The organism is Pseudomonas sp. MT3, from assembly GCF_054720805.1.
In genome coordinates, this window is the sequence record NZ_JBTVPY010000013.1 from 55440 (window position 1) to 78095 (window position 22656).

27 protein-coding genes and 1 riboswitch are annotated in these 22656 nt (G+C 67.7%); of the genes, 18 read left to right on the plus strand and 9 right to left on the minus strand.

What is annotated here, in order from left to right; genetic code table 11:
• Positions 1 to 14 precede the first annotated feature (14 nt).
• On the minus strand, positions 15 to 596 hold the full coding sequence (locus tag ACYCAX_RS15030) for a DUF2796 domain-containing protein (protein ID WP_294977172.1): 582 nt from the start codon (positions 594 to 596) through the stop codon (positions 15 to 17).
• A gap of 129 nt (positions 597 to 725) precedes the next feature.
• On the opposite strand from ACYCAX_RS15030, the gene ACYCAX_RS15035 reads away from it, so the two are divergent.
• Positions 726 to 1079, plus strand: coding sequence for a hypothetical protein (locus ACYCAX_RS15035; protein ID WP_294977174.1), 354 nt, complete (start codon positions 726 to 728; stop codon positions 1077 to 1079).
• 97 nt (positions 1080 to 1176) lie between these two features.
• Here ACYCAX_RS15035 and trxA read toward each other — a convergent pair whose 3' ends face one another.
• From trxA to ACYCAX_RS15050, 3 genes are all read right to left on the minus strand, one after another.
• Complete coding sequence (trxA, locus tag ACYCAX_RS15040; protein WP_015475388.1) at positions 1177 to 2046, minus strand: thioredoxin; 870 nt, start codon at positions 2044 to 2046, stop codon at positions 1177 to 1179.
• A gap of 199 nt (positions 2047 to 2245) precedes the next feature.
• Positions 2246 to 2902, minus strand: coding sequence for a class I SAM-dependent methyltransferase (locus ACYCAX_RS15045; RefSeq protein WP_460248325.1), 657 nt, complete (start codon positions 2900 to 2902; stop codon positions 2246 to 2248).
• Complete coding sequence (locus ACYCAX_RS15050; RefSeq protein WP_460248326.1) at positions 2899 to 3348, minus strand: YbaY family lipoprotein; 450 nt, start codon at positions 3346 to 3348, stop codon at positions 2899 to 2901. The genes ACYCAX_RS15045 and ACYCAX_RS15050 overlap by 4 nt, the downstream gene beginning before the upstream one ends.
• Positions 3349 to 3486: 138 nt before the next feature.
• Between ACYCAX_RS15050 and nrdR the strand changes: the two genes are divergently transcribed.
• From nrdR to ACYCAX_RS15115, 13 genes are all read left to right on the plus strand, one after another.
• Positions 3487 to 3951, plus strand: a complete 465-nt coding sequence (gene nrdR, locus ACYCAX_RS15055) for a transcriptional regulator NrdR (RefSeq protein ID WP_015475391.1) — start codon at positions 3487 to 3489, stop codon at positions 3949 to 3951.
• A gap of 14 nt (positions 3952 to 3965) precedes the next feature.
• Positions 3966 to 5066, plus strand: coding sequence for a bifunctional diaminohydroxyphosphoribosylaminopyrimidine deaminase/5-amino-6-(5-phosphoribosylamino)uracil reductase RibD (ribD, locus tag ACYCAX_RS15060; protein ID WP_460248369.1), 1101 nt, complete (start codon positions 3966 to 3968; stop codon positions 5064 to 5066).
• A 144-nt stretch (positions 5067 to 5210) separates the two neighbouring features.
• Positions 5211 to 5372, plus strand: a riboswitch (FMN riboswitch).
• Positions 5373 to 5534: 162 nt separating this feature from the next.
• Positions 5535 to 6203: a riboflavin synthase gene (locus tag ACYCAX_RS15065; RefSeq protein WP_015475393.1), complete on the plus strand. Its 669-nt coding sequence runs from the start codon at positions 5535 to 5537 to the stop codon at positions 6201 to 6203.
• A gap of 16 nt (positions 6204 to 6219) precedes the next feature.
• The gene (gene ribBA, locus ACYCAX_RS15070; protein WP_015475394.1) at positions 6220 to 7326 is read left to right on the plus strand and encodes a bifunctional 3,4-dihydroxy-2-butanone-4-phosphate synthase/GTP cyclohydrolase II; all 1107 of its coding nucleotides are present in this window, start codon (positions 6220 to 6222) and stop codon (positions 7324 to 7326) included.
• Positions 7327 to 7556: 230 nt separating this feature from the next.
• Positions 7557 to 8033 (plus strand): 6,7-dimethyl-8-ribityllumazine synthase, encoded by a 477-nt coding sequence (gene ribH, locus ACYCAX_RS15075; protein ID WP_015475395.1) that lies wholly within the window; start codon positions 7557 to 7559, stop codon positions 8031 to 8033.
• On the plus strand, positions 8030 to 8509 hold the full coding sequence (nusB, locus tag ACYCAX_RS15080; protein ID WP_015475396.1) for a transcription antitermination factor NusB: 480 nt from the start codon (positions 8030 to 8032) through the stop codon (positions 8507 to 8509). The genes ribH and nusB overlap by 4 nt, the downstream gene beginning before the upstream one ends.
• A gap of 147 nt (positions 8510 to 8656) precedes the next feature.
• Positions 8657 to 9616 (plus strand): thiamine-phosphate kinase, encoded by a 960-nt coding sequence (thiL, locus tag ACYCAX_RS15085; RefSeq protein WP_294977187.1) that lies wholly within the window; start codon positions 8657 to 8659, stop codon positions 9614 to 9616.
• Positions 9617 to 9618: 2 nt separating this feature from the next.
• Positions 9619 to 10134: a phosphatidylglycerophosphatase A family protein gene (locus ACYCAX_RS15090; RefSeq protein ID WP_294977189.1), complete on the plus strand. Its 516-nt coding sequence runs from the start codon at positions 9619 to 9621 to the stop codon at positions 10132 to 10134.
• 17 nt (positions 10135 to 10151) lie between these two features.
• On the plus strand, positions 10152 to 10889 hold the full coding sequence (locus ACYCAX_RS15095; RefSeq protein WP_041711701.1) for a substrate-binding periplasmic protein: 738 nt from the start codon (positions 10152 to 10154) through the stop codon (positions 10887 to 10889).
• Positions 10890 to 10894: 5 nt separating this feature from the next.
• Positions 10895 to 11542: a retropepsin-like aspartic protease family protein gene (locus ACYCAX_RS15100; protein ID WP_460248327.1), complete on the plus strand. Its 648-nt coding sequence runs from the start codon at positions 10895 to 10897 to the stop codon at positions 11540 to 11542.
• Positions 11543 to 11671: 129 nt separating this feature from the next.
• Complete coding sequence (gene ribA, locus ACYCAX_RS15105) at positions 11672 to 12301, plus strand: GTP cyclohydrolase II (protein ID WP_460248328.1); 630 nt, start codon at positions 11672 to 11674, stop codon at positions 12299 to 12301.
• Positions 12298 to 12714: a hypothetical protein gene (locus ACYCAX_RS15110; RefSeq protein ID WP_015475402.1), complete on the plus strand. Its 417-nt coding sequence runs from the start codon at positions 12298 to 12300 to the stop codon at positions 12712 to 12714. The genes ribA and ACYCAX_RS15110 overlap by 4 nt, the downstream gene beginning before the upstream one ends.
• Positions 12714 to 13520, plus strand: coding sequence for a cobalamin-binding protein (locus ACYCAX_RS15115; protein WP_460248329.1), 807 nt, complete (start codon positions 12714 to 12716; stop codon positions 13518 to 13520). Before ACYCAX_RS15110 ends, ACYCAX_RS15115 begins: the two co-directional genes overlap by 1 nt.
• A 106-nt stretch (positions 13521 to 13626) precedes the next feature.
• On the opposite strand, the gene ACYCAX_RS15120 is transcribed toward ACYCAX_RS15115, so the two are convergent.
• A complete protein-coding gene (locus tag ACYCAX_RS15120) occupies positions 13627 to 14640 on the minus strand; it encodes a zinc-binding alcohol dehydrogenase family protein (protein WP_460248330.1) in 1014 nt (337 codons plus the stop codon).
• Positions 14641 to 14665: 25 nt separating this feature from the next.
• A complete protein-coding gene (locus ACYCAX_RS15125) occupies positions 14666 to 14953 on the minus strand; it encodes a putative quinol monooxygenase (protein ID WP_460248331.1) in 288 nt (95 codons plus the stop codon).
• Positions 14954 to 15054: 101 nt separating this feature from the next.
• Here ACYCAX_RS15125 and ACYCAX_RS15130 point away from each other — a divergent pair, with 101 nt between their 5' ends.
• Entirely contained in the window at positions 15055 to 15969 is a 915-nt protein-coding gene (locus tag ACYCAX_RS15130; protein ID WP_294977203.1) for a LysR family transcriptional regulator, read from the plus strand.
• A 3-nt stretch (positions 15970 to 15972) separates the two neighbouring features.
• Here ACYCAX_RS15130 and ACYCAX_RS15135 read toward each other — a convergent pair whose 3' ends face one another.
• Positions 15973 to 17289: a bifunctional DedA family/phosphatase PAP2 family protein gene (locus ACYCAX_RS15135; protein ID WP_294977205.1), complete on the minus strand. Its 1317-nt coding sequence runs from the start codon at positions 17287 to 17289 to the stop codon at positions 15973 to 15975.
• Positions 17286 to 18005: a DNA-3-methyladenine glycosylase gene (locus tag ACYCAX_RS15140; protein ID WP_041711702.1), complete on the minus strand. Its 720-nt coding sequence runs from the start codon at positions 18003 to 18005 to the stop codon at positions 17286 to 17288. Before ACYCAX_RS15140 ends, ACYCAX_RS15135 begins: the two co-directional genes overlap by 4 nt.
• Positions 18006 to 18068: 63 nt before the next feature.
• Here ACYCAX_RS15140 and ACYCAX_RS15145 point away from each other — a divergent pair, with 63 nt between their 5' ends.
• The gene (locus tag ACYCAX_RS15145; protein WP_015475409.1) at positions 18069 to 18923 is read left to right on the plus strand and encodes a class I SAM-dependent methyltransferase; all 855 of its coding nucleotides are present in this window, start codon (positions 18069 to 18071) and stop codon (positions 18921 to 18923) included.
• A gap of 206 nt (positions 18924 to 19129) precedes the next feature.
• Here ACYCAX_RS15145 and ACYCAX_RS15150 read toward each other — a convergent pair whose 3' ends face one another.
• Entirely contained in the window at positions 19130 to 20356 is a 1227-nt protein-coding gene (locus ACYCAX_RS15150) for an alpha/beta fold hydrolase (RefSeq protein ID WP_015475410.1), read from the minus strand.
• A 360-nt stretch (positions 20357 to 20716) separates the two neighbouring features.
• On the opposite strand from ACYCAX_RS15150, the gene ACYCAX_RS15155 reads away from it, so the two are divergent.
• A complete protein-coding gene (locus tag ACYCAX_RS15155; protein WP_015475411.1) occupies positions 20717 to 21982 on the plus strand; it encodes a glutamate-5-semialdehyde dehydrogenase in 1266 nt (421 codons plus the stop codon).
• Positions 21982 to 22638 carry a nicotinate-nucleotide adenylyltransferase gene (nadD, locus tag ACYCAX_RS15160; RefSeq protein ID WP_294980485.1) on the plus strand — a complete coding sequence of 219 codons (657 nt, stop codon included), beginning with the start codon at positions 21982 to 21984 and terminating at the stop codon, positions 22636 to 22638. Before ACYCAX_RS15155 ends, nadD begins: the two co-directional genes overlap by 1 nt.
• Positions 22639 to 22656 lie beyond the last annotated feature (18 nt).

Sequence of the window (22656 nt, forward strand, 5' to 3'; positions counted from 1 at the left end):
CGTCTGTTCGGGAATCAGAAGTTCAGGGTCGGGTTGGCGGCGGTCAATTCTGCACCTTGCTGGCCGCTCGGGCCGATCAGTTGTACCTGAATCTTCTGGGTCGCCGGGAATCGCTTGAACAGCGGTGCGAAATCGAGGGTGGCAAGATCCTGCGGCTGGGCGCAGGTCAGCTGGTAGTGGGCGTCGATATCGGCGTGCTGGTGACCTTCGTGCTCGTCGTGGTCGCCATCTGCATGTTCGTGGTCATGATCGTGGTCTTCCGCCTTGGGCGCATCGCCGAACAGCGGGCTGGAGAGCTCCACCGACTGCACGCTGCACCGGGCCGAGGCGGGCAGGGCGAGCAGTTGCAGCGGCTGCTTGAGCTGGGCCTGCACGGCGGCGACCGTGGCCTTGTCGGCGTCGCTGGTGGCGGCGTGCTCGAAGCCGACGAAGTTCATCGCCGGGCTGTCCATCTCCAGTTCCAGGGTCTTGCCGTCGAGGGCGACGTTGAGCTGGGCGACGCCATGCTCGTGCTTGCCGAGGCTGCCGTGTTCATGTTCGTCGTGGGCTTGGGCGGCGAGGGGCAGCAGGGCGACAGCGAGGAGCAGGGGGCGCATGGGAAACTCCGGTCCGTTGAATGATTTTGTTACGTTATAACAGATGAATTATTAACGCCAGCTTAGCGTGCGTTTGGCGCGCCGGCCGTGCCGTGGGAGCATGCGCGAAAGGCCGCGAGGAGAAGGGCGATGCTGAGAATCAAGGGCACCATCGGCGACTGGCCGGTGGACCTCACCGTGGAGATGGATGACGCCGACTGGGCGCGGCTGGCGCAGAACCTGCCGGCTGCCGCCGTGGCGCCGGTGGCCGCTGCCGTGCCGGCGCCGGCAGCGAGCGCGCCGGTGGATCAGCTGTGGCTGGCGGCGCAGGACCTGCTACGCCGCAGTGGCAGCAGCGAAGGGCCGCAACTGCTGGATGAGCTGGCGGCGCTGGCGGGCAGTGCCGGAGCGGCGAAGGGGCTGCTGGTGCGCCTGCGGCACAGCCCGAAGGTGAAGATCGAGGTGCGCGAGGGTGTGCAGGTGTTCAACTGGATCGAGGAGTAACGGCTTTTCGTAGGAGCGAGCTTGCTCGCGAACAGCCCGCCACGGGGTTGGTTCGCGAGCAAGCTCGCTCCTACAAGGGCGGTTCCGCCGCAGGGGATCAGTAGAGGACGTTCGCCAGCTTGCGGCGATAGGCGATCACCAGCGGGTGGTCGTTGCCCAGCAGGTCGAACACCTGGACCAGCGTCTTGCGCGGCAGGTCCTCGCCGTAGCTGCGGTTGCGCACGAACAGCTTGAGCAGGGCGTCCAGCGCCGCCTCGTACTGCTGGCGGGCCAGTTGCTGGACGGCCAACTGGTAGGTGGCTTCGTCGTCGTTGACGTCGGCGGCCAGGCGGGTCTTCAGCGTGGCGGCGTCCGGGAGGCCTTCGGCCTGGCGGAGGAAGGTCAGTTGGGCCTTGGCGGCGGCCAGCGCCTGCTTGTGATCGTCGCTCTTCACCGCGCCGAGCACGGTTTCGGCTTCGCCCAGTTCGCCGCGCTCGGCGAGGCAGCGGGCATAGAGGATCAGTGCGGCGGCGTTGCTGTTGTCTTCGCCCAGCAGGGCTTTCAACTGGGCTTCGGCCTCGGCGAAGCGACCCTCGCTGAAGGCGGCCTGCGCCAGTTCCAGCGGGTCGGCGGCCGCCGGAGCCGGAGGCTGCACGTGCTGTTCGAGCATCTGGCGGATCGCCGATTCGGGCTGCGCGCCGGCGAAGCCGTCCACCGGCTGGCCGTCCTTGAACAGCACCACGGTGGGCAGGCTGCGGATGCCGAAGCGCATCACGATGTCCTGCTCGACGTCGCAGTTGACCTTGGCCAGCAGCAGCTCGCCCCGGTAGGACTCGGTGATCTGCGCCAGCAGCGGCATCAGCGCCTTGCACGGGGCACACCAGTCGGCCCAGAAGTCCACCAGGACCGGCTTGTGGAAGGAGTTCTCGATGACCACCTGATCGAAGTTGGCGATCGAGGCGTCGAAGATGTAGGGCGTATCGCTCATGGGCAATCTCGGGCGAGTGGGGCGATGGGGTGGTTGCCACTATAAGTGGGGGCGCTCTGTTACGGAAACAACCTCCGGTTGGCGGGCGGCGTGGACGGGCTTTGCCCGCCTTTCGCGGACGGAGTCCGCTCCTGCGCGAGCAACGATGTTCCCCGTTACCCGCAGGAGCGGACTCCGTCCGCGATAAGGCCGCGAGAGGCTAGCCGCGCCGCGCGTGATACAGGCTGACGTGCCTGAATTCCGCCGGCTCCGCCAGATCCGGCCAGGTGCAGCCGTCGAGGATCGCCAGACGCTGGTACAGCGGGTGGCTGAAGTCGCGGACCCGCGAGTCGGCCACCAGGGCTTCGCGGCCACGGCTGAGGAAGGCGTCCAGCAGCGGCAGGTTGGCGCGGTCGTAGAGCACGTCGGCGACGATGATCAGGTCGAAGCGGTCGATCTCCTTGAAGAAATCGTCCGAGTAGCTCAGCTCCACGCCGTTCAGTTCGGCGTTGGCGCGGCAGGCTTGCAGCGCCAGCGGGTCGAGGTCGCAGGCCACCACTTCGGCGGCGCCGGCTTTCGCGGCGGCGATGGCGGCGATGCCGGAGCCCGCGCCGAAATCCAGCACGCGCTTGCCGCGCACCCATTCCGGCTTGTCGGCCAGCCAGTGCGCCAGCACCAGGCCGCTGGCCCAGCAGAAGCACCAGTAGGGCGGCTCTTCGAGAATGCGCCGGGTTTCGTCCGGGCTGAAGGCGCGGTCCATGTTCTGCGCGTCGATCAGCCAGAGATCGATGTCGCTGCCGGGCAGGCGCTCGGCCACCAGGCGGGCGTCGCCCAGCAGTTCGCTCAGGGCCTGTTGCAGTTGCCGGGGCGCGCTCATGGTGCACGCTCCAGACGCAACTCGCCCAGGGCGCGGGTTTCCGGCCGGGGGATGCGCACCGGTGTCAGGCGCCAGGCCAACTGGCCGGATTGCGAGACGCGGCCATGCAGCTCGACGCGGGCGTTGGCCGGGAAGGACTGCGGATTGAACACCAGGCGGAAGGGCAGGGCCTGCCCGGTGGCCAGCAGCTTTTCGCTGGAGAGCAAGCGCTGCGGGCGGTCGCGTTCATCGATCACCAGCAGCGCGAGCTCCACCTCGCCGCCAGCGGGCAGGTAGCCCTGGCTGCTGCTGAGCAGGCCGGTCAACTCGCGCATGTTGGCCGGCAGGACCGGCTCGACCACTGCGGCGCGGACAGGCGTGGTCTGCTGCGGGGGCGGCGCCGGCTTGTCGCTGGAACAGGCGGCGAGCAGGGCGATGAGGGACAGGCAGAGAAGACGGGCGGACATGGGCGGACTCCATCGCGGCACATTTCCAGGCGGGCGCCTGTATAGCCTAAAGCGTCGGGCTTGTCTCGGGGGCCAGGGTTTCATTGACGAAGCGATGCGCTACCATGAGCCTTTCCCTCATGCGTACAAGACCCGCCCATGCATTGTCCCTTCTGCGGCGCCCACGACACCAAAGTCATCGATTCGCGCCTGGTCGCCGAGGGCGATCAGGTTCGTCGCCGCCGCGAATGCCTGGCGTGCGGTGAGCGCTTCACCACTTTCGAGACCGCCGAACTGGTGATGCCGCGCCTGATCAAGCAGGATGGCAGCCGCCAGCCGTTCGACGAGGACAAGTTGCGCGCCGGCATGCAGCGCGCGCTGGAGAAGCGCCCGGTGAGCATCGAGCGGCTGGAGGAGGCGCTGGCGCATATCAAGCACAAGCTGCGCGCCACCGGCGAGCGCGAGGTGAAGTCGCGGGTGCTGGGGGAGTTGGTGATGGCCGAGCTGGAGAAGCTCGATGAAGTCGCCTATATCCGCTTCGCCTCGGTGTACCGCCGCTTCCAGGACCTCAACGAGTTCCGCGAGGAGATCGAGCGCCTGGCCCGCGAGCCGTCGAAAGAATGAGCGCGCGCGACGACATGAACACCTTCGATGAAACCTGGATGGCCCGCGCCATCGAACTGGCGCGCAAGGGCTGGTATTCCACCCATCCCAATCCCCGGGTCGGCTGCGTCATCGTGCGCGACGGCGAAGTGGTCGGCGAAGGCTGGCACCTGCGCGCCGGCGAGCCCCACGCGGAAGTCCACGCCCTGCGCCAGGCCGGCGACAAGGCCCGTGGCGCGACCGCTTACGTCACCCTGGAGCCCTGCAGCCACTTCGGTCGCACGCCGCCGTGCGCGGATGCGCTGGTGAAGGCTGGCGTGGCGCGGGTGGTGGCGGCCATGCAGGACCCCAATCCGCGGGTGGCCGGCAGCGGCATGAAACGCATCGCCGAGGCGGGTATCGAGGTGCGCTCTGGCGTACTGGAGAACGAAGCCCGCGCGCTCAACCAGGGTTTCCTCAAACGCATGGAAACCGGCCTGCCCTTCGTGCGGGTGAAGCTGGCCATGAGCTTGGACGGCCGCACCGCGATGGCCAGCGGCGAGAGCCAGTGGATCACCGGGCCGGCGGCGCGCCGGGCCGTGCAGCGGCTGCGCGCGCAATCGAGCGTCGTGCTGTCCGGCGCCGATACCGTGCTGATGGATGATGCGCGGCTGACCGTCCGACCGGACGAGCTCGGTCTGGATGCCGAACAGACCGAACTGGCGATGCGCCGCCCGCCGTTGCGGGTGCTGATCGATGGTCGTCTGCGCGTGCCGCTCGGCGCGGCCTTCTTCCAGGCGGGAGCGGCGCTGGTGGTCAGCACGCGGGAAGCCCCGGGTTACGCCGAGGCCGGTCACGAATTGCTGGTGCTGGCCGGGAACGACGGTCAGGTCGATCTGCCGGCACTGATGGCCGAGCTGGGCCGCCGTGGCGTCAACGAGGTGCTGGTGGAAGCAGGGCCGCGCCTGGCCGGCGCCTTCGCCTGCCAGGGGCTGGTGGACGAGTACTGCATCTTCATGGCGCCCAAGCTGCTCGGCTCCTCCGCGCGCCCGTTGCTGGAGCTGCCGCTGGAGCGCATGGCGGAGTCCCGCGAGCTGACGATCAGCGACATCCGCGCGGTGGGCGACGACTGGCTGGTCACCGCCAGACCGCGCTGATGGCCGCCAATACACCCGTCCTTCCGCTGAGATCGTCGGTCATCCCCGCGAGCACGGACAACCCGATAAGACAACAGAACCTTCCGACTTGTGCCCGCCTGTGGTAAAACGCCACACGCGGTCGGCGTTGTAGACGACCGCGATTGACGTTCTCAGGGCGGGGTGCAAGTCCCCACCGGCGGTAATGGCGCGCAATGCGTCTAGCCCGCGAGCGCTTGCCGAACCGGTTCGCCGGAGGGGCAAGGTCAGCAGACCCGGTGTGATTCCGGGGCCGACGGTAATAGTCCGGATGAAGAGAGAACGGGATGAGCCAGCGGGGCGCGTCCGCGCGCGTCCGCGTAATCCCTTCGATCCGATACGCCCTGTTTTCTAACCAAAACAGGAGTTCGCTGCTATGCAACATCGTTCCCGGTCGGCTGCGCGGTCCAGTGTCCGCGATCACGCCGCTCCTGCCGTGTGGGAGGTCCCATGTTCACCGGCATAATCGAATCCATTGGCACCATTGCCTCCATCACCCCCAAGGGCGGTGACGTGCGCCTGTACGTGAAGACCGGCAAGCTCGATCTGGCCGACGTCAAGCTCGGCGACAGCATCGCGGTCAACGGTATCTGCCTGACGGCGGTGGAACTGCCCGGCGACGGCTTCTGGGCCGACGTCAGTCGCGAGACCCTGGCGCGCACCGCCTTCGCCCAGCTCAAGATCGGCAGCCGGGTGAACCTGGAGAAGGCCCTGACCCCGACCACCCGCCTGGGCGGCCATCTGGTCAGCGGCCACGTCGACGGCGTCGGCGAGATCGTCAAGCGCGAGGAAAATGCCCGCGCCATCCAGTTCACCGTGCGCGCACCGCGCGAGCTGGCCAAGTACATCGCGCTCAAGGGCTCGATCACCGTGGACGGCACCAGCCTGACGGTGAACGCGGTCAACGGCGCCGAGTTCGAGCTGACCATCGTCCCGCATACCGTGCAGGAGACGATCATGGCCGACTACCGCGGTGGTCGCCTGGTCAACCTCGAAGTCGATCTGCTGGCGCGCTACCTGGAGCGTCTGTTGCTGGGTGACAAGGCGGCGGACCCCGTTGCCGGTTCCGGCGGCATCACCGAAGCATTCCTGGCCGAAAACGGCTTCCTGAAACACTGATAAGGCGCGTCCCCGTATGGCACTCAACAGCATTGAAGAACTGCTCGACGACATGCGTCAGGGCAAGATGGTCATCCTCATGGATGACGAGGACCGCGAGAACGAAGGCGACCTGATCATCGCCTCCGAGTGTGTCCGCACCGAAGACATCAACTTCATGGCCCGCTTCGCCCGGGGCCTGATCTGCATGCCGATGACCCGCGAGCGCTGCGAGCGCCTGGGCATCCCGCTGATGGTGCAGCGTAACGGTTCCGGTTTCGGCACCAAGTTCACCGTCTCCATCGAGGCCGCCGAAGGCGTCACCACCGGCATCTCCGCCGCCGACCGCGCCCGCACCGTGCAGGCCGCCGCCGCCAAGAACGCCGTGGCTGCCGACATCGTCAGCCCCGGCCACATCTTCCCGCTGATGTCCCAGCCCGGCGGCGTGCTGGCCCGCGCCGGCCACACCGAGGCGGCCTGCGACCTGGCGCGCATGGCCGGTTTCGAGCCGTCCGGGGTGATCTGCGAGATCATGAACGACGACGGCACCATGGCCCGTCGGCCGGAGCTGGAAGAGTTCGCCCAGCAGCACGGCATCAAGATCGGCACCATCGCCGACCTGATCCACTACCGCCTGATCCACGAGCGCACCGTCGAGCGCCTCGCCGAGCAGCCGCTGGATACCGAACTGGGCCAGTTCAAGCTGATCACCTACCGTGATTCCGTGGAGGGCGACGTGCACCTGGCGCTGACCCTGGGCAACGTCTGCCCGGAAGAGCCGACCCTGGTGCGCGTGCACAACCCCGACCCGCTGCGCGACCTGCTGATGGTCAACCAGGCGGGCCGCTGGAGCCTGCGCGCGGCGATGGCCAAGGTGGCCGAGGCCGGCACCGGCGTGGTCCTGCTGCTGGGCCACCAGGTCGGCGGCGACGATCTGCTGGCGCATGTGCGCGAGATCACCAATACCCCGGCGCCCGTGCAGAAACCGACCACCACCTACAGCACCGTGGGTGCCGGTTCGCAGATCCTGCGCGACCTGGGCGTGCGCAAGATGCGCCTGATGTCGGCGCCGATGCGCTTCAATGCGATATCCGGTTTCGACCTGGAGGTAGTAGAATACCTGCCCGCTGACGGGCAGCACTGATCGCTGCTGCGCTTGGTCGTGCCGCGTTGGGAATCGCCTCAAAATGCTCATTTACTCCAGTAAACTGCGCTTTTTCGGCGATTCACGCCTTGCCCGACCTACACTCGCGACGCGCTCAGTGCTACCCGAATGAACCTCGCTGCCGTGCCCTGGCACGGCGGCGCCGTTCTTCTACCCTATTTGCGGAGCGTCACGCTGACGCTCCGGCTCTTTAACAGTGAGACTTGTCCATGACCCTGAAGACCATCGAAGGTACCTTCATCGCCCCCAAAGGCCGCTTCGCCCTGGTGGTTGGCCGCTTCAACAGCTTCGTGGTGGAAAGCCTGGTGGAAGGCGCCATCGACGCGCTTGTGCGCCACGGCGTCGCCCAGAGCGACATCACCGTGATCCGCGCTCCGGGCGCCTTCGAAATCCCGCTGGTGGCGCAGAAAGTCGCCCAGCGCGGCGAGTTCGACGCCATTATCGCCCTCGGCGCGGTGATCCGTGGCGGCACCCCGCATTTCGAATACGTAGCCGGTGAGTGCACCAAGGGTCTGGCGCAGGTTTCCCTGCAGTTCGGCGTGCCGGTCGCCTTCGGCGTGCTGACTGTCGACTCCATCGAACAAGCCATCGAGCGCTCCGGCACCAAGGCCGGCAACAAAGGCGCCGAAGCTGCCCTGTCCGCCCTGGAAATGGTGAGCCTGCTGTCGCAGCTGGAGGCCAAGTGAGCACCCAGGACGGCAACACTCCGGCAAAGCCCGCCAAGCCGAACAAGATCGCCATGCGTCGCAAGGCCCGCAGCCTCGCGGTGCAGGCCCTGTATTCCTGGCAGATGGCTGGCCAGCCGCTCAACGAGATCGAGGCGACCTTCCGTACCGACAACGATTTCAGCGATGTCGACGGCGCCTACTTCCACGAAATCCTGCACGGCGTACCGCGCCTGAAGAGCGACCTGGACAAGGAGTTCACCCCTTGCCTGGACCGCGCGCTGGAAGAAATCGATCCGGTTGAGCTGGCGATCCTGCGCCTGGCCACCTACGAGCTGCGCAATCGCCTGGACGTGCCGTACAAGGTCGTCATCAACGAAGGTATCGAGCTGGCCAAGACCTTCGGCGCCACCGATGGACACAAATTCGTCAACGGCGTGCTGGACAAGCTGGCCCCGCGCCTGCGCGCCGCCGAACTGCGTGGCGCCAAGCGCTGAGAACCTGTCCATGCTCTTACTGCGAGACCGTGATCGGAACTCATGCGCTGCCCGGAATCCTCATTTATGGCTCATAAACTCCGGTTCCTGTGCTGCTCTTCGTTCCGCTGACGGCCTCTCGCTACAGATCCTGAACAGGTTCTGAGCATGGGTGAGTTCGAGCTGATCCGTCGCTATTTCGCCTCGGCCGCCTGTGCGGCCGGCGGCGAGGCCGTGGCATTGGGGATCGGCGACGACTGTGCGCTCCTCGCGCCCAAGGCCGGCGAACAGCTGGCGATCTCCACCGATACCCTGGTCGTCGGCGTGCATTTTCCGGCCGTCTGCGATCCCTTCCTGCTCGGCCAGCGCACCCTGGCGGTGTCCGCCAGCGACCTGGCCGCGATGGGCGCCTCGCCCATCGGTTTCACCCTCGCCCTGACCCTGCCCGAGGCCGACCCGGCCTGGCTGGAAGGTTTCGCCCGTGGCCTGAACCTGAAGGCCCAGGAGTGTGCCCTGGCTCTGATCGGCGGCGATACCACCCGTGGCCCGCTGTCCATGACGATCACCGTGTTCGGTGGCGTACCCGCCGGACAGGCGATTACCCGTGCCGGCGCCCGGCCGGGTGACCTGCTCTGCGTCGGCGGTGCGTTGGGCGAGGCGGGCGGCGCGCTGCCGCTGGTACTGGGCGAGATGACCGCCGAGCCGGCCGTCGCCGAGCCGCTGCTGGCGCGCTACTGGTCGCCCCGGCCGCAGCTGGCCTTCGGCCAGGCGCTGCGCGGCAAGGCCAGTGCGGCGCTGGACATCTCCGACGGACTGCTCGCCGACTGCGGGCATATCGCCCGCGCCTCCGGCGTCGCGCTGATCGTCGAAGCCGAGCGTCTGCCGGCGAGCGCGCCGCTGGAAGCACTGCTGGGCGCCGAGCGGGCCCGGCAACTGAAACTCGGCGCCGGTGATGATTACGTGCTGGCCTTCACGCTGCCGCCCGAGCATTTGTCCGGCCTTTCCGCGAACTGGCCGCAGTTGTGCGTGGTCGGTAGGGTGGAGGCCGGCTCCGGTGTCCGCGTGCTGGACGGGCAGGGCGCCGATATCACGCCGCGTCAGGGCGGCTACCTGCATTTCATGGAGTGACCGTGACAGAACACCCCGACCAGGCCCCCGCGCAACCCGTACCCCATTCTGTGTGGCACAACCCCTGGCATTTCCTGGCCTTCGGCTTCGGCTCCGGCACCCTGCCCAAGGCGCCCGGCACCTGGGGCTCGCTGGTTGCGCTACCCTTCATACCACTGTGGCAGATGCTCCCGGACTGGGGGTACTGGCTGATGCTGGGTGTGACCATGCTGTTCGGCTTCTGGCTGTGCGGCAAGGTCGCCGACGATCTGCGCGTGCACGATCACGAGGGGATCGTCTGGGACGAAATGGTCGGCATGTGGATCACCCTCTGGCTGGTACCGGAGGGCTGGTGGTGGCTGCTGGTCGGTTTCGTGGTGTTCCGCATCGTCGATATCTCCAAGCCGTGGCCGATCAGCTGGATCGACCGCAACGTCCACGGCGGCGTGGGCATCATGCTGGATGATGTGCTGGCGGGCGTGTTCGCCTGGCTGGTGATGCAGGGGCTGATCTGGGGTTGGGCCCGCTGGTTGATCTGAGAGCCTGAGGACGATCGATGCGCCGACTGCTGTACCTGCTCTGTGTACTGTGGTGGCTACCGGCGTGGGCGGAGGCTCCACCCACTGAAATCCGTGTCGCCAGTGAGGTGTGGGTCAACTACAGCCAGGCCGACGGACGTGGGCTGGCGTGGGACCTGCTGCGAGAGCTGTACGAGCCGGAGGGCATACGCCTGGTTCCGCGCAGCGAGCCGTATGTGCGTTCGGTCGGCCTGGTGCAGCGTGGCGAGGCGGATGCCTGGGTCGGCTCCTATCGCGATGAGATCGACAACGTGATCTACCCGCGCTGGCCGTATGACGTCGATCCCATCGGCGCCCTGGGGCTCCGGGATTCCCCGGCGCCGAAGCTGGCCAACCTGGGTCGGTTCCGCCTGGCCTGGATGCGTGGCTACGCCTTCGACCGCTACCTGGATCATCTGCGGCAGCGCAATGAACTGCAGCGTCGCAGCTCGGCCTTGCCGATGCTCGACAGCCGCCGGATCGACTATTTCATCGACGCCCGCCCCGAGCTGGAGGAAATGCTCCAGGGCGTCGATGCCAGCGCCTACCGGATCACCGATATCGCATCGATTCCGCTGTATCTTGGCTTCGCCAACAACGAACGTGGCCGCGCGCTGGCGCGGCTGTTCGATGCGCGCATGCAGACGCTCTACCAGAATGGTGAGCTGGAGCGCCTGTTCGCCCGCTGGCATTGGCCCTATGACCCACTGAAGCCGCTGCTGCCACCCAAGGAGTGATCGTGATGCCGCGTCTGTTCCTGCTGTTCTGCCTGACCTTCTGCGCCACGCTGGCGCTGGCCGCGCCCCAGGTACGCGTGGTGGGGCTGTTCCCCGGTGCGGCGGTGCTCAACATCGACGGCCAGCGCAAGCTGCTCAAGGTCGGCCAGGTGGGCCCGGGAGGGGTGCAACTGATCAGCGCCGATGCCCACAAGGCGGTGGTCCGCGTCGGCGGTGTGGAGCAGACCTATGCGCTGGAGCGCGAATACAGCGGCGGTGGCTATTCGGCGCCGGCGGCGCGTACCGAAATGAGCATTGCCCGTGGCACGGGCGGTCATTACTGGGTTTCCGGGACCATCAACAACCAGAGTGCGCAGTTCCTGGTGGACACCGGCGCCACCTCGGTGGCGATGAACGAAGGTCAGGCGCGCCGCCTGGGCATCGATTACCGCGCCGTCGGCACGCCGATGATGGCTTCCACCGCCAGCGGCACGGCCAAGGGCTGGCGGGTGACCCTCAACAGCGTGAAGCTCGGCGGCGTCGAGGTGCTGGGAGTGGAGGCGGTGGTGCTGGACGGCGAGTTTCCCACCGAGATCCTGCTTGGCATGAGCTACCTCAATCGCGTCGGCTGGCGCGAAGAGCAGGGCATGATGTACATCCAGGCCAAGCACTGAGACGGAGGGCGGAGCCCTTCCATCGATGGTGTCGATGCTTATCTCGCAGAATTCGCAATGACGGTGCGGCCGGCGCTGCTGCTACAATGCCGGTCCTCCTTCCCTAGATAAATCTTTCAGGAGTTTCCGGTGTCTGTCGTTTTCGTCGCCGCCTCCAAGCTGCCCACCCCTTTCGGCGAGTTCACCATGCATGGCTTCCTCGATGAGGAAACCGGCAAGGAACACGTTGCCCTGACGATGGGCCTGCTCGACGACGGCCAGCCGGTGCTGGGGCGTCTGCATTCCGAGTGCCTGACCGGTGATGCGCTGTTCAGCCTGCGCTGCGACTGCGGTTTCCAGCTCGAAGGCGCACTCTCGGCCATCGCCAAAGAAGGGCGCGGCGTGCTGCTGTACCTGCGTCAGGAAGGCCGCGGTATCGGCCTGCTCAACAAGATCCGCGCCTACGCCCTGCAGGACGAAGGCGCGGACACCGTGGAAGCCAACCTGGCCCTGGGCTTTGGCGCCGACCAGCGTGACTACGCGATGTGCCTGCCGATGCTCAAGCACCTGGGTATCTGCTCGCTGAAGCTGATGACCAACAACCCGCGCAAGGTGAAGGCGCTGGAAGGCTACGGCCTGACCGTTGCCGAGCGCGTGCCGCTGCAGAAGGGCCTGAACCCGCACAACAAGCGCTACCTGCAGACCAAGGCAGGCAAGCTGGGCCACATGCTGGGCAACATGCATCAGGGCGAAGCCGAGGCCGAGGCATCCGCTTCGTGAACCGCGCCGCTGCCCGGCGCCGGCTGAATCTGCTCTGGTGGCTGCTGCTGGCGCTCGCGCTGGCACCGCAGCAACTGATGCTGGCGCTGGTGGGCGATGCGCCCTGGCCGGACTCGCTGGCCACGCCGGTATTCGTCGTCGGCCTTCTGTCGATGTTCCTCACCCTGCCGTTGTTCCGCCGCTACAAGCATGCGCTGATTGCCGCCGGCAAGGCCCGCGACGGCGCGGATGAACCTGCCGCCTGGCATGTGCTGGGCGCCGCGCAGCGCCGTGGTGGGCTGGTCGGCAGCCTGCCGGCGTGGACCGGTGCCGTGGCGGTGCTGGTCGACCTGCATGGCGTCCCCGTCCTGCTGCTGGGCTTCGCCAGTCTGATCATCCTCTGGCTGTACCGCCTGCCGCGCCAACTGGCCTGATGCGTCGCCTTCTCTGCCTGCTCCTGCTGCTTGCCGGCCTGCCTGTCGCGGCGGCGGAGCGAGTGGTCAGCCTGGCGCCGTCCCTCACCGACATGGTGCTCGAACTGGGCGCGGCCGACCGGCTGGTCGGCGTGCTCGACGGTGGGCCGCGTCCGCCGGCGCTGAACGGCATGGCCTCGGTGGGGCGCTACGGGCAGGTGAACCTGGAGCAGGTGCTCAACCTGCATCCCGACCTGCTGCTGGTGTGGCCGGGTGCGGTGCCGGAAGCGCAACTGGCCCGGCTGAAGTCCTTCGGTATCCCCCTCTACATCGTCGATCCCCACCGCCTGGAAGATGTCGCGCGGCAACTGCGCGAGCTGGGCGAACGCCTGGGCCGGCAGGAGCAGGGGCAGGCCCTGGCGCGGCAGTTCGAGGTGCGCTTGCAGGCGCTGCGCAGCCAGCACCGCCGGGAGCGGCCGTTGAAGGTGTTCTATCAGGTCTGGAATCGCCCGCTGTACACGCTGGGCGGCAACCAGATCATCAGTGATGCGCTGGCCGTCTGCGGCGGCCGGAATCTGTTCGCCGACCTCAGCCTGCCGGCGCCGCAGGTCAGCCAGGAGGCCGTGCTGGCGCGCGACCCGGAGGTGATCCTGGGCGGCAGCCATGCCGAGCTGCAAGCCTGGACGCAGATGCCGCAACTGACCGCCACCCGCCTGGGGCAGCTCTGGTCGATCCCGGACAAGAACCTGGAGCGGCCGAGCTACGCGATGCTCGATGCCACCGAGAAGCTTTGCCGGTTGCTGGCGGGGGCGAAGGTCGCGGACTGAGCCGGGCGGGGGTCGCGAGCAAGCTCGCTCCTACAAGGGCGTGCCGAGTTGCTGCTCTTCGTAGTGGCGAGTTTGCTCGCGAACAGGCCGGATCAGCGACCCGCTGTCAGAACCCTTCCAGCACGATCTTGCCCTTGGCCGTGTTGCTTTCCAGCAGCGCATGGGCGCGGCGCAGGTTGGCCGCGTCGATCCTGCCGAAGTGCTCGCCCAGGGTGGTCTTCAGCACGCCGCTGTCGATCAGCCCGGCCACGCGCTGCAGCAGCTTGTGCTGCTCGATCATGTCGTCGGTCTGGAACATCGAGCGGGTGTACATGAACTCCCAGTGCAGCGACAGGCTCTTCTGCTTGAGCAGGCGCACGTCGAGGTTCAGCGGGTCGTCGATCAGCGCCAGGCGGCCCTGCGGTCGCAGGCTGGCGACGATCTCGGCGAGGTGCTCCTCGGTCTGGTTGAGGCTGGCCACGTGGGTGACTTCGCCGACGCCGATGCGCTTGAGTTCTTCGCTCAGCGGCTTGCGGTGATCGATCACGTGGTGCGCGCCGAGGTTGCGCACCCACTCCTGGGTTTCCGGACGCGAAGCGGTGCCGATCACGGTCATGCCGGTGAGTTGGCGCGCCAGCTGGGTGAGGATCGAGCCGACACCGCCGGCGGCGCCGACGATCAGCAGGCTCTGCCCGGCGCTGGCGCTGCCTTCGGCCACCTGCAGACGGTCGAACAGCAGTTCCCAGGCCGTAATGGTCGTCAATGGCAGGGCGGCGGCATGGGCGAAATCCAGGCTGGTCGGCATCGCGCCGACGATACGCTCGTCCACCAGTTGCAGTTCGGCATTGCTGCCGGGGCGGGTCAGGTCGCCGGCATACCAGACCTTGTCGCCCGGCTTGAACAGGCTGACCTCGCTGCCCACCGCGCGGACCACGCCGGCGGCGTCCCAGCCGAGCACCTTGTACTGGCCTTCGGCGGGCTGGGTGCGCTGGCGCACCTTGGTGTCCACCGGGTTGACGGAGATGGCGCGCACTTCCACCAGCAGGTCGCGCGGACCGGGCGTGGGCTCGGGTAGCTGGATGTCGAGCAGGGAATTGGCGTCGCTGCTGGGCAGGCTCTGGGTGTAGCCGATGGCTTTCATGGGAATTCCTATTCGTTTTGAACGATCAGTCGATGCGGTTCATCAGGCGGATGTCGAGTTCCGCCAGGTCGGGTTCGGCGGCCTTCACGAAGGCCTGGAAGTGCGGGCTGGCCTCGTGCTCGGTCAGGGCCTCTTCGCTCTGCCATTGCTCGATCATGTAGATCAGCTCGGCATCCTTGATATCGCGGTGCAGGTCGTACTGCAGGCAGCCGGCCTCGGCGCGGGACGGCGCGAGCATGCCGTGCAGGCGCTCCTGCAGGCTGTCGGCGCGGCCGGGCTTGGCGCGAATGAGGGCGATCAGGGTCAGGCTCATCGGGGAAAACTCCGGGTGGGGAAACGTGAAGGCATGCTGCTCTCTTTCTCCAGGAAGAAAAACCGCGTAAGTAGAGAGTCTCTTTCAAAGGATTTTTGAAAATGCTGCGTTTCGACGACCTGCAGATCTTCGTCCGTACCGCCGAGCGCGGCAGCCTTTCCGCCGCCGCCCGTGAGCTGGAGCTGTCACCGGCGGTGGCCAGCGCGGCGCTCAAGCGCCTGGAAAACGAGCTGGATGTGCGCCTGTTCGCCCGCTCCACCCGCAGCCTGCGCCTGACCGCCGAGGGCGAGCTGTACCTGGCCCACGCGCGTGCGGCGCTGCAGAGCCTGGACGACGGCCGCCAGCTGCTGGCCGGCGGCAAGAGCGAAATCGCCGGCAACTTCCAGGTCTCGGCGCCGTCGGACTTCGGCCGCAACGTGCTGCTACCCTGGCTCGACGAGTTCCAGGTGCTGCATCCGCGGATGAACCTGCGCCTGCTGATCAGCGACCGCCAGGCCGATCTCTACCGGCAGCCGGTGGATGTGGCCTTCCGCCTCGGCTTGCCGGGCGATTCGAACCTGGTGGCGCTGCCGCTGGCCCCGGACAACCGCCGCGTGCTTTGCGCCGCGCCGGACTACTTCGCCCGCCACGGCAAGCCGGCGCACCCGGACGAGCTGCAACGGCACAACTGCCTGCTGTACATGCTGGGTGGGCGCGCCCATGAGCGCTGGCGTTTCAGCGACAGTCGCAAGCAGCATGAAGTGACGGTGCGCGGCGACCGTCTCTGCGACGACGCCGACGTGGTGCGGCGCTGGGCCGTGGCGGGGCAGGGGCTGGTGTACAAGTCCTGGCTGGACGTGGCGGCCGACGTGCGCGCCGGCCGACTGGAAGTGGCGCTGGCGGACTATCTGGGCGAGGCCACGCCGATGAACCTGTTCTGCACCCACCGCGCCCAGCTCAGCCGGGCAGTGACTCAGCTGCGCGAGTTCGTCCAACTGCGCTGCGCGGAGCTGATGCGCGAGCGCCCCTGGGCTTGAGCCCTACAGGGGCTGGTAGCGGTGGATAGCGCCGCCCAGGCCCCAGATGCTGGCGATGGCCAGCAGCGCCAGGGCGCTCGGCAGCAGGTACCGCCAGATGCGCGGCGCCAGGGCTGGCAGCTCGTCGCGGCGCTGGCTTATCCACAGGCTGGCGGCGCACACCGAGGCGCCGAGCAGCGCGCCGGCGATGATGTCGCTGGGCCAGTGGGCGCCCAGGTAGACCCGCGAGATGGAGATGAAGGCCGCCGGGATGACGGCCAGCAGCATCCAGGTCAGGCGCACGCGCGGGCTTTTCTCGCGGCTGGCCAGCACGCCCAGCACCAGGAAGAAGGCGAAGGAGGCCGAGGCGTGGCCGCTGGGCATGCTGAAGGCGGACAGCGGGTCGGCGATCACCTCGGGTCGTGCGCGCCCGAAGAAGTGCTTGAGCGTGGTGTTCAGCAGCGCCGTGCCAGCCAGCGTGCCGGCGGCGAAGAGGGCATGGCGCCACAGGCGCAGCACGGCGAGAAGCAAGGCGAGCAGGGCGCCGGCGATGAACTGGGTGCGGAAGTCGCCGACCCGGGTGACGGCCACCATCACTTCGTTCAGCCAGGCCTGGCGATGCTCCTGCACCAGAGTCATCAGGCCGTGGTCGAGGGCATCCAGGTGCGGCCAGCCGATCAGCATGGCGATCAACAGCGCAAGGCAGCCGAGGGCGCCGATCAGCGGGGCGTTGCGTGCCTGGCGCAGCTCGGCGTGGATGATCAGGGCGAAGACCGCCGCGATGCACGCAGCCACCACCCCGGCCTCTCCCCAGAAGCCTTCCGGCAATGGCAGGCGCATGGCCGCGCCGGTGGCCCAGCCGGGCACCAGGTAGGCGATGGACCAGCCGGCGGCGGCGAGGATAGAGACCGCGAGGAAGCGTCCGAAGGGCATGTCGAGCATGCCGGCGATCATCGGCAGGAACGGCCGCAGGGCGCCGATGAAGCGGCCCACCAGCAGGCTGGCGACGCCGTAGCGGGCGAAGAAGCCTTCGGCGCCGGCCAGCCATTCCGGGCGATGGCGCAGTACCGGCAGGCGCCGGATGTCCTGATGGAAGTGACGGCCGATCCAGTAGGACGACAGGTCGCCCAGCAGGCCGCCGAAGAACGCCAGCGCCAGGGTTTCGCCCAGCCCCAGGATGCCGCTGCCGGCCAGTACGGCGATGGCGAAGAGCATCACCACCCCAGGCAGGAGGATGCCGATGATGGCGGCGCATTCGAGGAAAGCAACCAGGAACAGGACTCCGGCGAGCCATTGCGGGTGGGTGGCCATCCAGGTGTTGAAGGCGGCGAGATCGATCATCGCAGGGGCGTGTCCTGAGTTCCGAGCAGGTGGTAGTCGCGTCCTTCGAGCTGTCCGCGGCGCAGCGGATTGCGTGTGCAGAATGGTGCGAAGGAGGCATCGACGAAGCGGTATTGCAGGTGTTCGTCGCGCCCCCGGGGAATCCCCAGGCGCGCGGCCTGGATGACCTGCGCCGGGGTCTCGCCGAGGTCGTCGACGAACAGCCGCTGCGGGTCGAAGCGCTGCGCGTCCCAGTCCGGCACCTTCAGGCCGAGGGCGCGGCAGAGCAGGGTCTGGCCGGCGCAGAGCTTGCCGATGGCGCGCTCGCTGCCGTCGGCGGCGGGGTTGAACTGGCGCATGCGGGCCAGGGCGGCGTCGCCGGAGACGCGGTCCATCCAGGGATGCCCGGACTTGATCAGCACCGCGTTGCCGGGGCCGCCGGCGCTGAAGTTCAGCGAGTCGCCGCCTCGCGCGTAGTACATATAGATGTGTCCGCCATCGAGGAACAGCGCCTTGCGTTTCTCGGTGTAGCCGAGGGAGGCATGGCTGCCTTTCTCGGCCAGGAAATAGGCTTCGGTCTCGATGATCCGCGCCGACAGCCAGAGGTCGCCGACCCGATGGCGGATCACCTTGCCCAGCAGCTCGCGGGCGACGGTGAGGGCGTCGCGGTTGAAGAAGGCGTCCGGCAGCGGCATTGCGTCGGGCCAGGGCAAACTTAGGTTGGGTTCGTCAGGCATCGGATTGTCGGACCAGGAGGGCCAGTCTTAGGCTGGCGCATCATAACAACAAGATTCTTAAACATGGCTGAACGGATCCGGGCCGACAGCGCCCATATCACCCCCAGTGCGCACTACACCGGTTACGTCTGGTATCGCCACCATCTGGCCGAGGCGGCTTTCGCCACGGCCTTCGGGCGTTGGGTGCACGGCTGCGTGGCGCCGATCAACTGGGGTGCGCGGATCGGCTTCGGCCTGAATATCGAAGACTTCCTGTTGCAGCGCCATTTGCTGATTGATGCCCGGCTGACCCAGGCCGTCGAGCAGCGCGGAGTCGCCCAGGTGGTGGAAATCGCCTGCGGCCTGTCGCCCCGTGGCCGACGCTTCCGCCAGCGTTATCCACAGCTCACCTACCTCGAAGCCGACCTGCCGCCGATGGCCGCGCGCAAGTCGGCGTTGCTCCGGGAGCACGGCTGGCTGGATGGCAAGCACCGCGTGCGGCCTGTGGATATCCTCGCCGGGGAAGGCGAGCAGTGCCTCGCGGCCCTGCTCGCCGAACTCGATCCGGGACGGCCGGTGGTGGTGATCACCGAGGGGCTGGTGAATTACTTTCAGCGGCCGGTGATCGAGGACTTCTGGCGCCGGCTGGCTTCGGCCCTGCGGGGATTCCCGGAGGCGACCTACCTCACCGAGCTGTATCCCGATCTGCGCGAACATCCGCGCTACCGGCAGATACGCTGGGGCGTCGGCTTGATCGGGCGGCTGACGCGCGGGGGGTATCCGCTGCATTACCGCAGTGCCGTAGAGATCGAACAGGCGTTCATCGGTTGCGGGTTCGGCCGGGTGGGTGTGCTCGATCCGCAGGTGGAGGGGGCGGGGTTGGGCATGCCCAAGGGGCGGATGCCGAGCCTGGTGCGGGTGATCGAGGCGCGGGTGTAGGTCCTGGGCCGGGTGGTTCGCGAGCAAGCTCGCTCCTACGAAGAGCAGCTTCGGCGTATCCGGGAACCTGTAGGAGCTAGCTTGCTCGCGAACCGTGCCAATGCATGACACAGGTGCCAGCACCGCCCGTTGCCCCGGCCCTCGGGAGAGGGCTGGGGTGAGGGGCTCGTGCTTGGAAATACCCCAGAATCAGCACGTCGGTGTGATCACGCCGCACACGCCCCCTGCTGCATCGGCACCACCATCGCCGCCAGCGCCGCGCTGGCCTGCGGGTCGCCGTGGGCGAAGATGAAGGCCAGCCCTTGCGCCGTCTGCCGCAGCGGCAGGATATCCAGTTCGGGCAGGCCGGCGGCCGCCAGCTTCCAGCCCCGAACAGGGCGATCAAGCGGCAATTCGACACGGATCAGCCCGCCGAAATACCCCAGTTCCGCCAGCTCGCAGCGCCACTCGCCGCCCTCGGCGTTGCGCAGCACGGCGCGCGTATCGGCCGGCGCCAGGCGCGGCTCGAAGCGGCGTTCCAGGTGCAGCAGTTGCTGGCGCTGGAAGCGCGTGCTGCCGGCGGCGCTGCGCGGTAGCGCTTCGCCGCGCAGGAAGGGGTTGTACAGCCGGGCGCAGGCGTCGCGGCGTTCGAACTGGGCCAGGTGGTCGGCGTTGTGGATCAGCGCGAACTCGGCGTCCGCACAGGCATGGGCGAACTCGGCGTGCTCCCAGGGCTGGGTGAAATGGTCGTATTCGCCGGCCAGCACCAGGGTCGGGCACTGCGGGTGGCGGTCGAAGCCGCCGAAGGCCAGCAGGCGCTGGCTGTTCTGCCGGTAGCGCTCGATCTCCGCCGCGGTCAGGCGTTGCAGTTGGCGCAGCAGGGCCTTGCGGAACACCGGGGAGACGCCGGTATCGGCCAGGCGCAACGGGTTGATCAGGCCGGTCAGCACGCCGTGGGCGAAAGGTGTCTGCTCGCCCAGTTCCAGGCGCGCCAGGGCTTCCACCAGCAGCGCACGGGCGCCGGGGCGGCCGAAGGCGGTGATGCCGGCCAGCAGCAGACGGCCGCAGCGCGCCGGGTGGCGCGCGGCGAACAGCGCCGCCAGCGCGGAGCCGTAGGACAGCCCGATGGGCATCAGCGGCGGCAGGTGAAGGTGTTCGGCGAAGGCGGCGATCAGGTCGGCCAGGTCTTCCAGGCTCAGCTGCGGCGCCAGTTGCAGGTTACCGCCCTGGCTGGGCAGGTCGAGCAGGATCACCGGGTGTCCGGCGAGCAGTTCGGACACCTCGCTGGCGAAGGAGCGGAAGCTCTGGAACGCACCGCCCAGCAGCAGCACGGGCGGGCGTGGATCGTCTTCCCGCGAGGAGAAGGCCTGGTAATGCAGTTGCCAACCGTCCAGGTCGAGTACCGCCGGGGCGGCGGTCAGCGTCTGGGCGCTGTAATCGGTGCGATAGCGCATGGCAGTTCTCCGGCGGTGGGCCGCCTCTTGTTGTTCTTCCCTGGCGCCGTGTGATGGAGGCACGGGGGCAAATCGCAGCAGGGCCTGCCGCCGTTCAGGCGAGGCCGATGCAAAACGACTGCAGGCCCTGAGCAAAGTAAACAGCGGATACGAATTTGTTTACCCAACCTTCGGGGGGCGGGGAGGGTGGAGCGCTGGCCGGGTGTCACCGTTTCGCCGCCGGGCGCCTGGGCGTGCGCATGGACGGCGTTACCCGTGCGGGCGTGAGACGGGCTGTCTACCGGCCGGCTGCTGTGTCTGGCCGCTGAGGGTCTGCTCCCGCTATACTTGCGCATTTCCCTCACGCAGACGCGTTAGATCATGACCGAGTCCGTTCTCGACTATATGAGCCGCCTGGGCCGCGCCGCCCGTGAAGCGTCGCGCGTTGTCGCGCGCGCCACGACCGCGCAGAAGAACCAAGCCCTGCTGGCCGCTGCCGACGCCCTGGACGCCGCCCGCGCCCAGTTGACCGAAGCCAACGAAAAGGACCTGGCCAACGGCCGCGCCAATGGCCTGGAGCCAGCCATGCTCGACCGCCTGGCCCTGACCCCGGCGCGCATCGACGACATGATCGAAGGCCTGCGCCAGGTTGCCTCGCTGCCGGACCCCATCGGTGAGATCCGCGACATGCGCTACGTGCCGTCCGGCATCCAGATCGGCAAGATGCGCGTGCCCCTGGGCGTGGTGGGGATCATCTACGAGTCCCGCCCCAACGTGACCATCGACGCCGCCAGCCTGTGCCTGAAGTCCGGCAACGCCACCATCCTGCGTGGGGGCTCCGAGGCGATCCACTCCAACCAGGCGATCGCCGCGTGCATCCAGACCGGCCTGGCCGCCGCCGGCCTGCCGGCCAGCGCCGTGCAGGTGGTGGAAACCACCGACCGCGCCGCCGTCGGCGCGCTGATCGCCATGCCCGAGTTCGTCGACGTGATCGTCCCGCGCGGCGGCAAGAGCCTGATCGAGCGCATCAGCCGCGATGCCAAGGTGCCGGTGATCAAGCACCTGGACGGCATCTGCCACGTCTACATCGACGTCGCCGCCGACCTGGACAAGGCGATCCGCGTCGCCGACAACGCCAAGACCCACCGTTACGCGCCGTGCAACGCCATGGAGACGCTGCTGGTGCATGCCGGCATCGCCGACCGCGTGCTGCCGCCGCTGGCCGCCATCTATCGCGACAAGGGCGTAGAGCTGCGCGGCGATGCCGCCACCCGCGCGCTGCTGGGCGCCGACGTGCTGGAAGCCACCGAGGAAGACTGGCGCACCGAGTACAACGCACCGATCCTGTCGATCCGCATCGTCGACGGCCTGGCCGCCGCCATCGAGCACATCAACACCTACGGCTCGCAGCACACCGACGCGATCATCACCGAGAACTTCTCCGACGCCCGCCGTTTCCTCACCGAAGTGGACTCGGCCTCGGTCATGGTCAACGCCTCGACCCGTTTCGCCGATGGCTTCGAGTACGGCCTGGGCGCGGAGATCGGCATTTCCACCGACAAGCTGCACGCCCGCGGCCCGGTCGGCCTGGAAGGCCTGACCAGCGAGAAATACGTGGTGTTCGGCGACGGGCACGTGCGCACCTGATGAAAAAGGCGCGTTCCCGGCGGATCGGCCTGTTCGGCGGCACCTTCGACCCGGTGCACATCGGCCACCTGCGCAGTGCGGTGGAAATGGCCGAACAGTTCGAATTCGACGAATTGCGCCTGATACCCAACGCTCGCCCGCCGCACCGCGACACCCCGCAGGTGTCCGCCGCGCAGCGGCTGGCGATGGTCGAGCGGGCGGTGGCCGGCGTGGCCCCGCTGGCGGTCGACGACCGCGAGTTCAAGCGTGACAAACCCTCCTACACCATCGACACCCTGGAGTCGCTGCGTGGGGAGCTGGATGAGCAGGACCAGTTGTTCCTGCTGGTCGGCTGGGACGCTTTCTGCGGCCTGCCGACCTGGCATCGCTGGGAAGAGTTGCTGGAGCACTGTCATATCGTCGTGCTGCAGCGCCCGGATGCCGACAGCGAGCCGCCGGAAGACCTGCGCGACCTGCTGGCGGCGCGCAGTGTTGCCGACCCGAAGGCGATGACCGGCTCCGCCGGGCAGATCACCTTCGTCTGGCAGACGCCGCTGGCAGTATCCGCCACCCAGATCCGCCAACTCCTGTCGCAGGGGCGCTCGGTGCGCTACCTGGTGCCGGATGCGGTATTGAACTATATCGAGGCGCACGGCCTGTACCAGGCGTCTCACTGATCAAGCTAGAGAGTCATA

Excerpts from the sequence above, each read along its gene's own strand:
- ACYCAX_RS15030 (WP_294977172.1), bottom strand. The coding sequence starts at position 596 with ATGCGCCCCCTGCTCCTCGCTGTCGCCCTGCTGCCCCTCGCCGCCCAA.
- ACYCAX_RS15035 (WP_294977174.1), top strand. The coding sequence starts at position 726 with ATGCTGAGAATCAAGGGCACCATCGGCGACTGGCCGGTGGACCTCACC.
- trxA (WP_015475388.1), bottom strand. The coding sequence starts at position 2,046 with ATGAGCGATACGCCCTACATCTTCGACGCCTCGATCGCCAACTTCGAT.
- ACYCAX_RS15045 (WP_460248325.1), bottom strand. The coding sequence starts at position 2,902 with ATGAGCGCGCCCCGGCAACTGCAACAGGCCCTGAGCGAACTGCTGGGC.
- ACYCAX_RS15050 (WP_460248326.1), bottom strand. The coding sequence starts at position 3,348 with ATGTCCGCCCGTCTTCTCTGCCTGTCCCTCATCGCCCTGCTCGCCGCC.
- nrdR (WP_015475391.1), top strand. The coding sequence starts at position 3,487 with ATGCATTGTCCCTTCTGCGGCGCCCACGACACCAAAGTCATCGATTCG.
- ribD (WP_460248369.1), top strand. The coding sequence starts at position 3,966 with ATGAACACCTTCGATGAAACCTGGATGGCCCGCGCCATCGAACTGGCG.
- ACYCAX_RS15065 (WP_015475393.1), top strand. The coding sequence starts at position 5,535 with ATGTTCACCGGCATAATCGAATCCATTGGCACCATTGCCTCCATCACC.
- ribBA (WP_015475394.1), top strand. The coding sequence starts at position 6,220 with ATGGCACTCAACAGCATTGAAGAACTGCTCGACGACATGCGTCAGGGC.
- ribH (WP_015475395.1), top strand. The coding sequence starts at position 7,557 with ATGACCCTGAAGACCATCGAAGGTACCTTCATCGCCCCCAAAGGCCGC.
- thiL (WP_294977187.1), top strand. The coding sequence starts at position 8,657 with ATGGGTGAGTTCGAGCTGATCCGTCGCTATTTCGCCTCGGCCGCCTGT.
- ACYCAX_RS15095 (WP_041711701.1), top strand. The coding sequence starts at position 10,152 with ATGCGCCGACTGCTGTACCTGCTCTGTGTACTGTGGTGGCTACCGGCG.
- ACYCAX_RS15100 (WP_460248327.1), top strand. The coding sequence starts at position 10,895 with ATGCCGCGTCTGTTCCTGCTGTTCTGCCTGACCTTCTGCGCCACGCTG.
- ACYCAX_RS15115 (WP_460248329.1), top strand. The coding sequence starts at position 12,714 with ATGCGTCGCCTTCTCTGCCTGCTCCTGCTGCTTGCCGGCCTGCCTGTC.
- ACYCAX_RS15120 (WP_460248330.1), bottom strand. The coding sequence starts at position 14,640 with ATGAAAGCCATCGGCTACACCCAGAGCCTGCCCAGCAGCGACGCCAAT.
- ACYCAX_RS15125 (WP_460248331.1), bottom strand. The coding sequence starts at position 14,953 with ATGAGCCTGACCCTGATCGCCCTCATTCGCGCCAAGCCCGGCCGCGCC.
- ACYCAX_RS15130 (WP_294977203.1), top strand. The coding sequence starts at position 15,055 with ATGCTGCGTTTCGACGACCTGCAGATCTTCGTCCGTACCGCCGAGCGC.
- ACYCAX_RS15135 (WP_294977205.1), bottom strand. The coding sequence starts at position 17,289 with ATGATCGATCTCGCCGCCTTCAACACCTGGATGGCCACCCACCCGCAA.
- ACYCAX_RS15140 (WP_041711702.1), bottom strand. The coding sequence starts at position 18,005 with ATGCCTGACGAACCCAACCTAAGTTTGCCCTGGCCCGACGCAATGCCG.
- ACYCAX_RS15145 (WP_015475409.1), top strand. The coding sequence starts at position 18,069 with ATGGCTGAACGGATCCGGGCCGACAGCGCCCATATCACCCCCAGTGCG.
- ACYCAX_RS15150 (WP_015475410.1), bottom strand. The coding sequence starts at position 20,356 with ATGCGCTATCGCACCGATTACAGCGCCCAGACGCTGACCGCCGCCCCG.
- ACYCAX_RS15155 (WP_015475411.1), top strand. The coding sequence starts at position 20,717 with ATGACCGAGTCCGTTCTCGACTATATGAGCCGCCTGGGCCGCGCCGCC.
- nadD (WP_294980485.1), top strand. The coding sequence starts at position 21,982 with ATGAAAAAGGCGCGTTCCCGGCGGATCGGCCTGTTCGGCGGCACCTTC.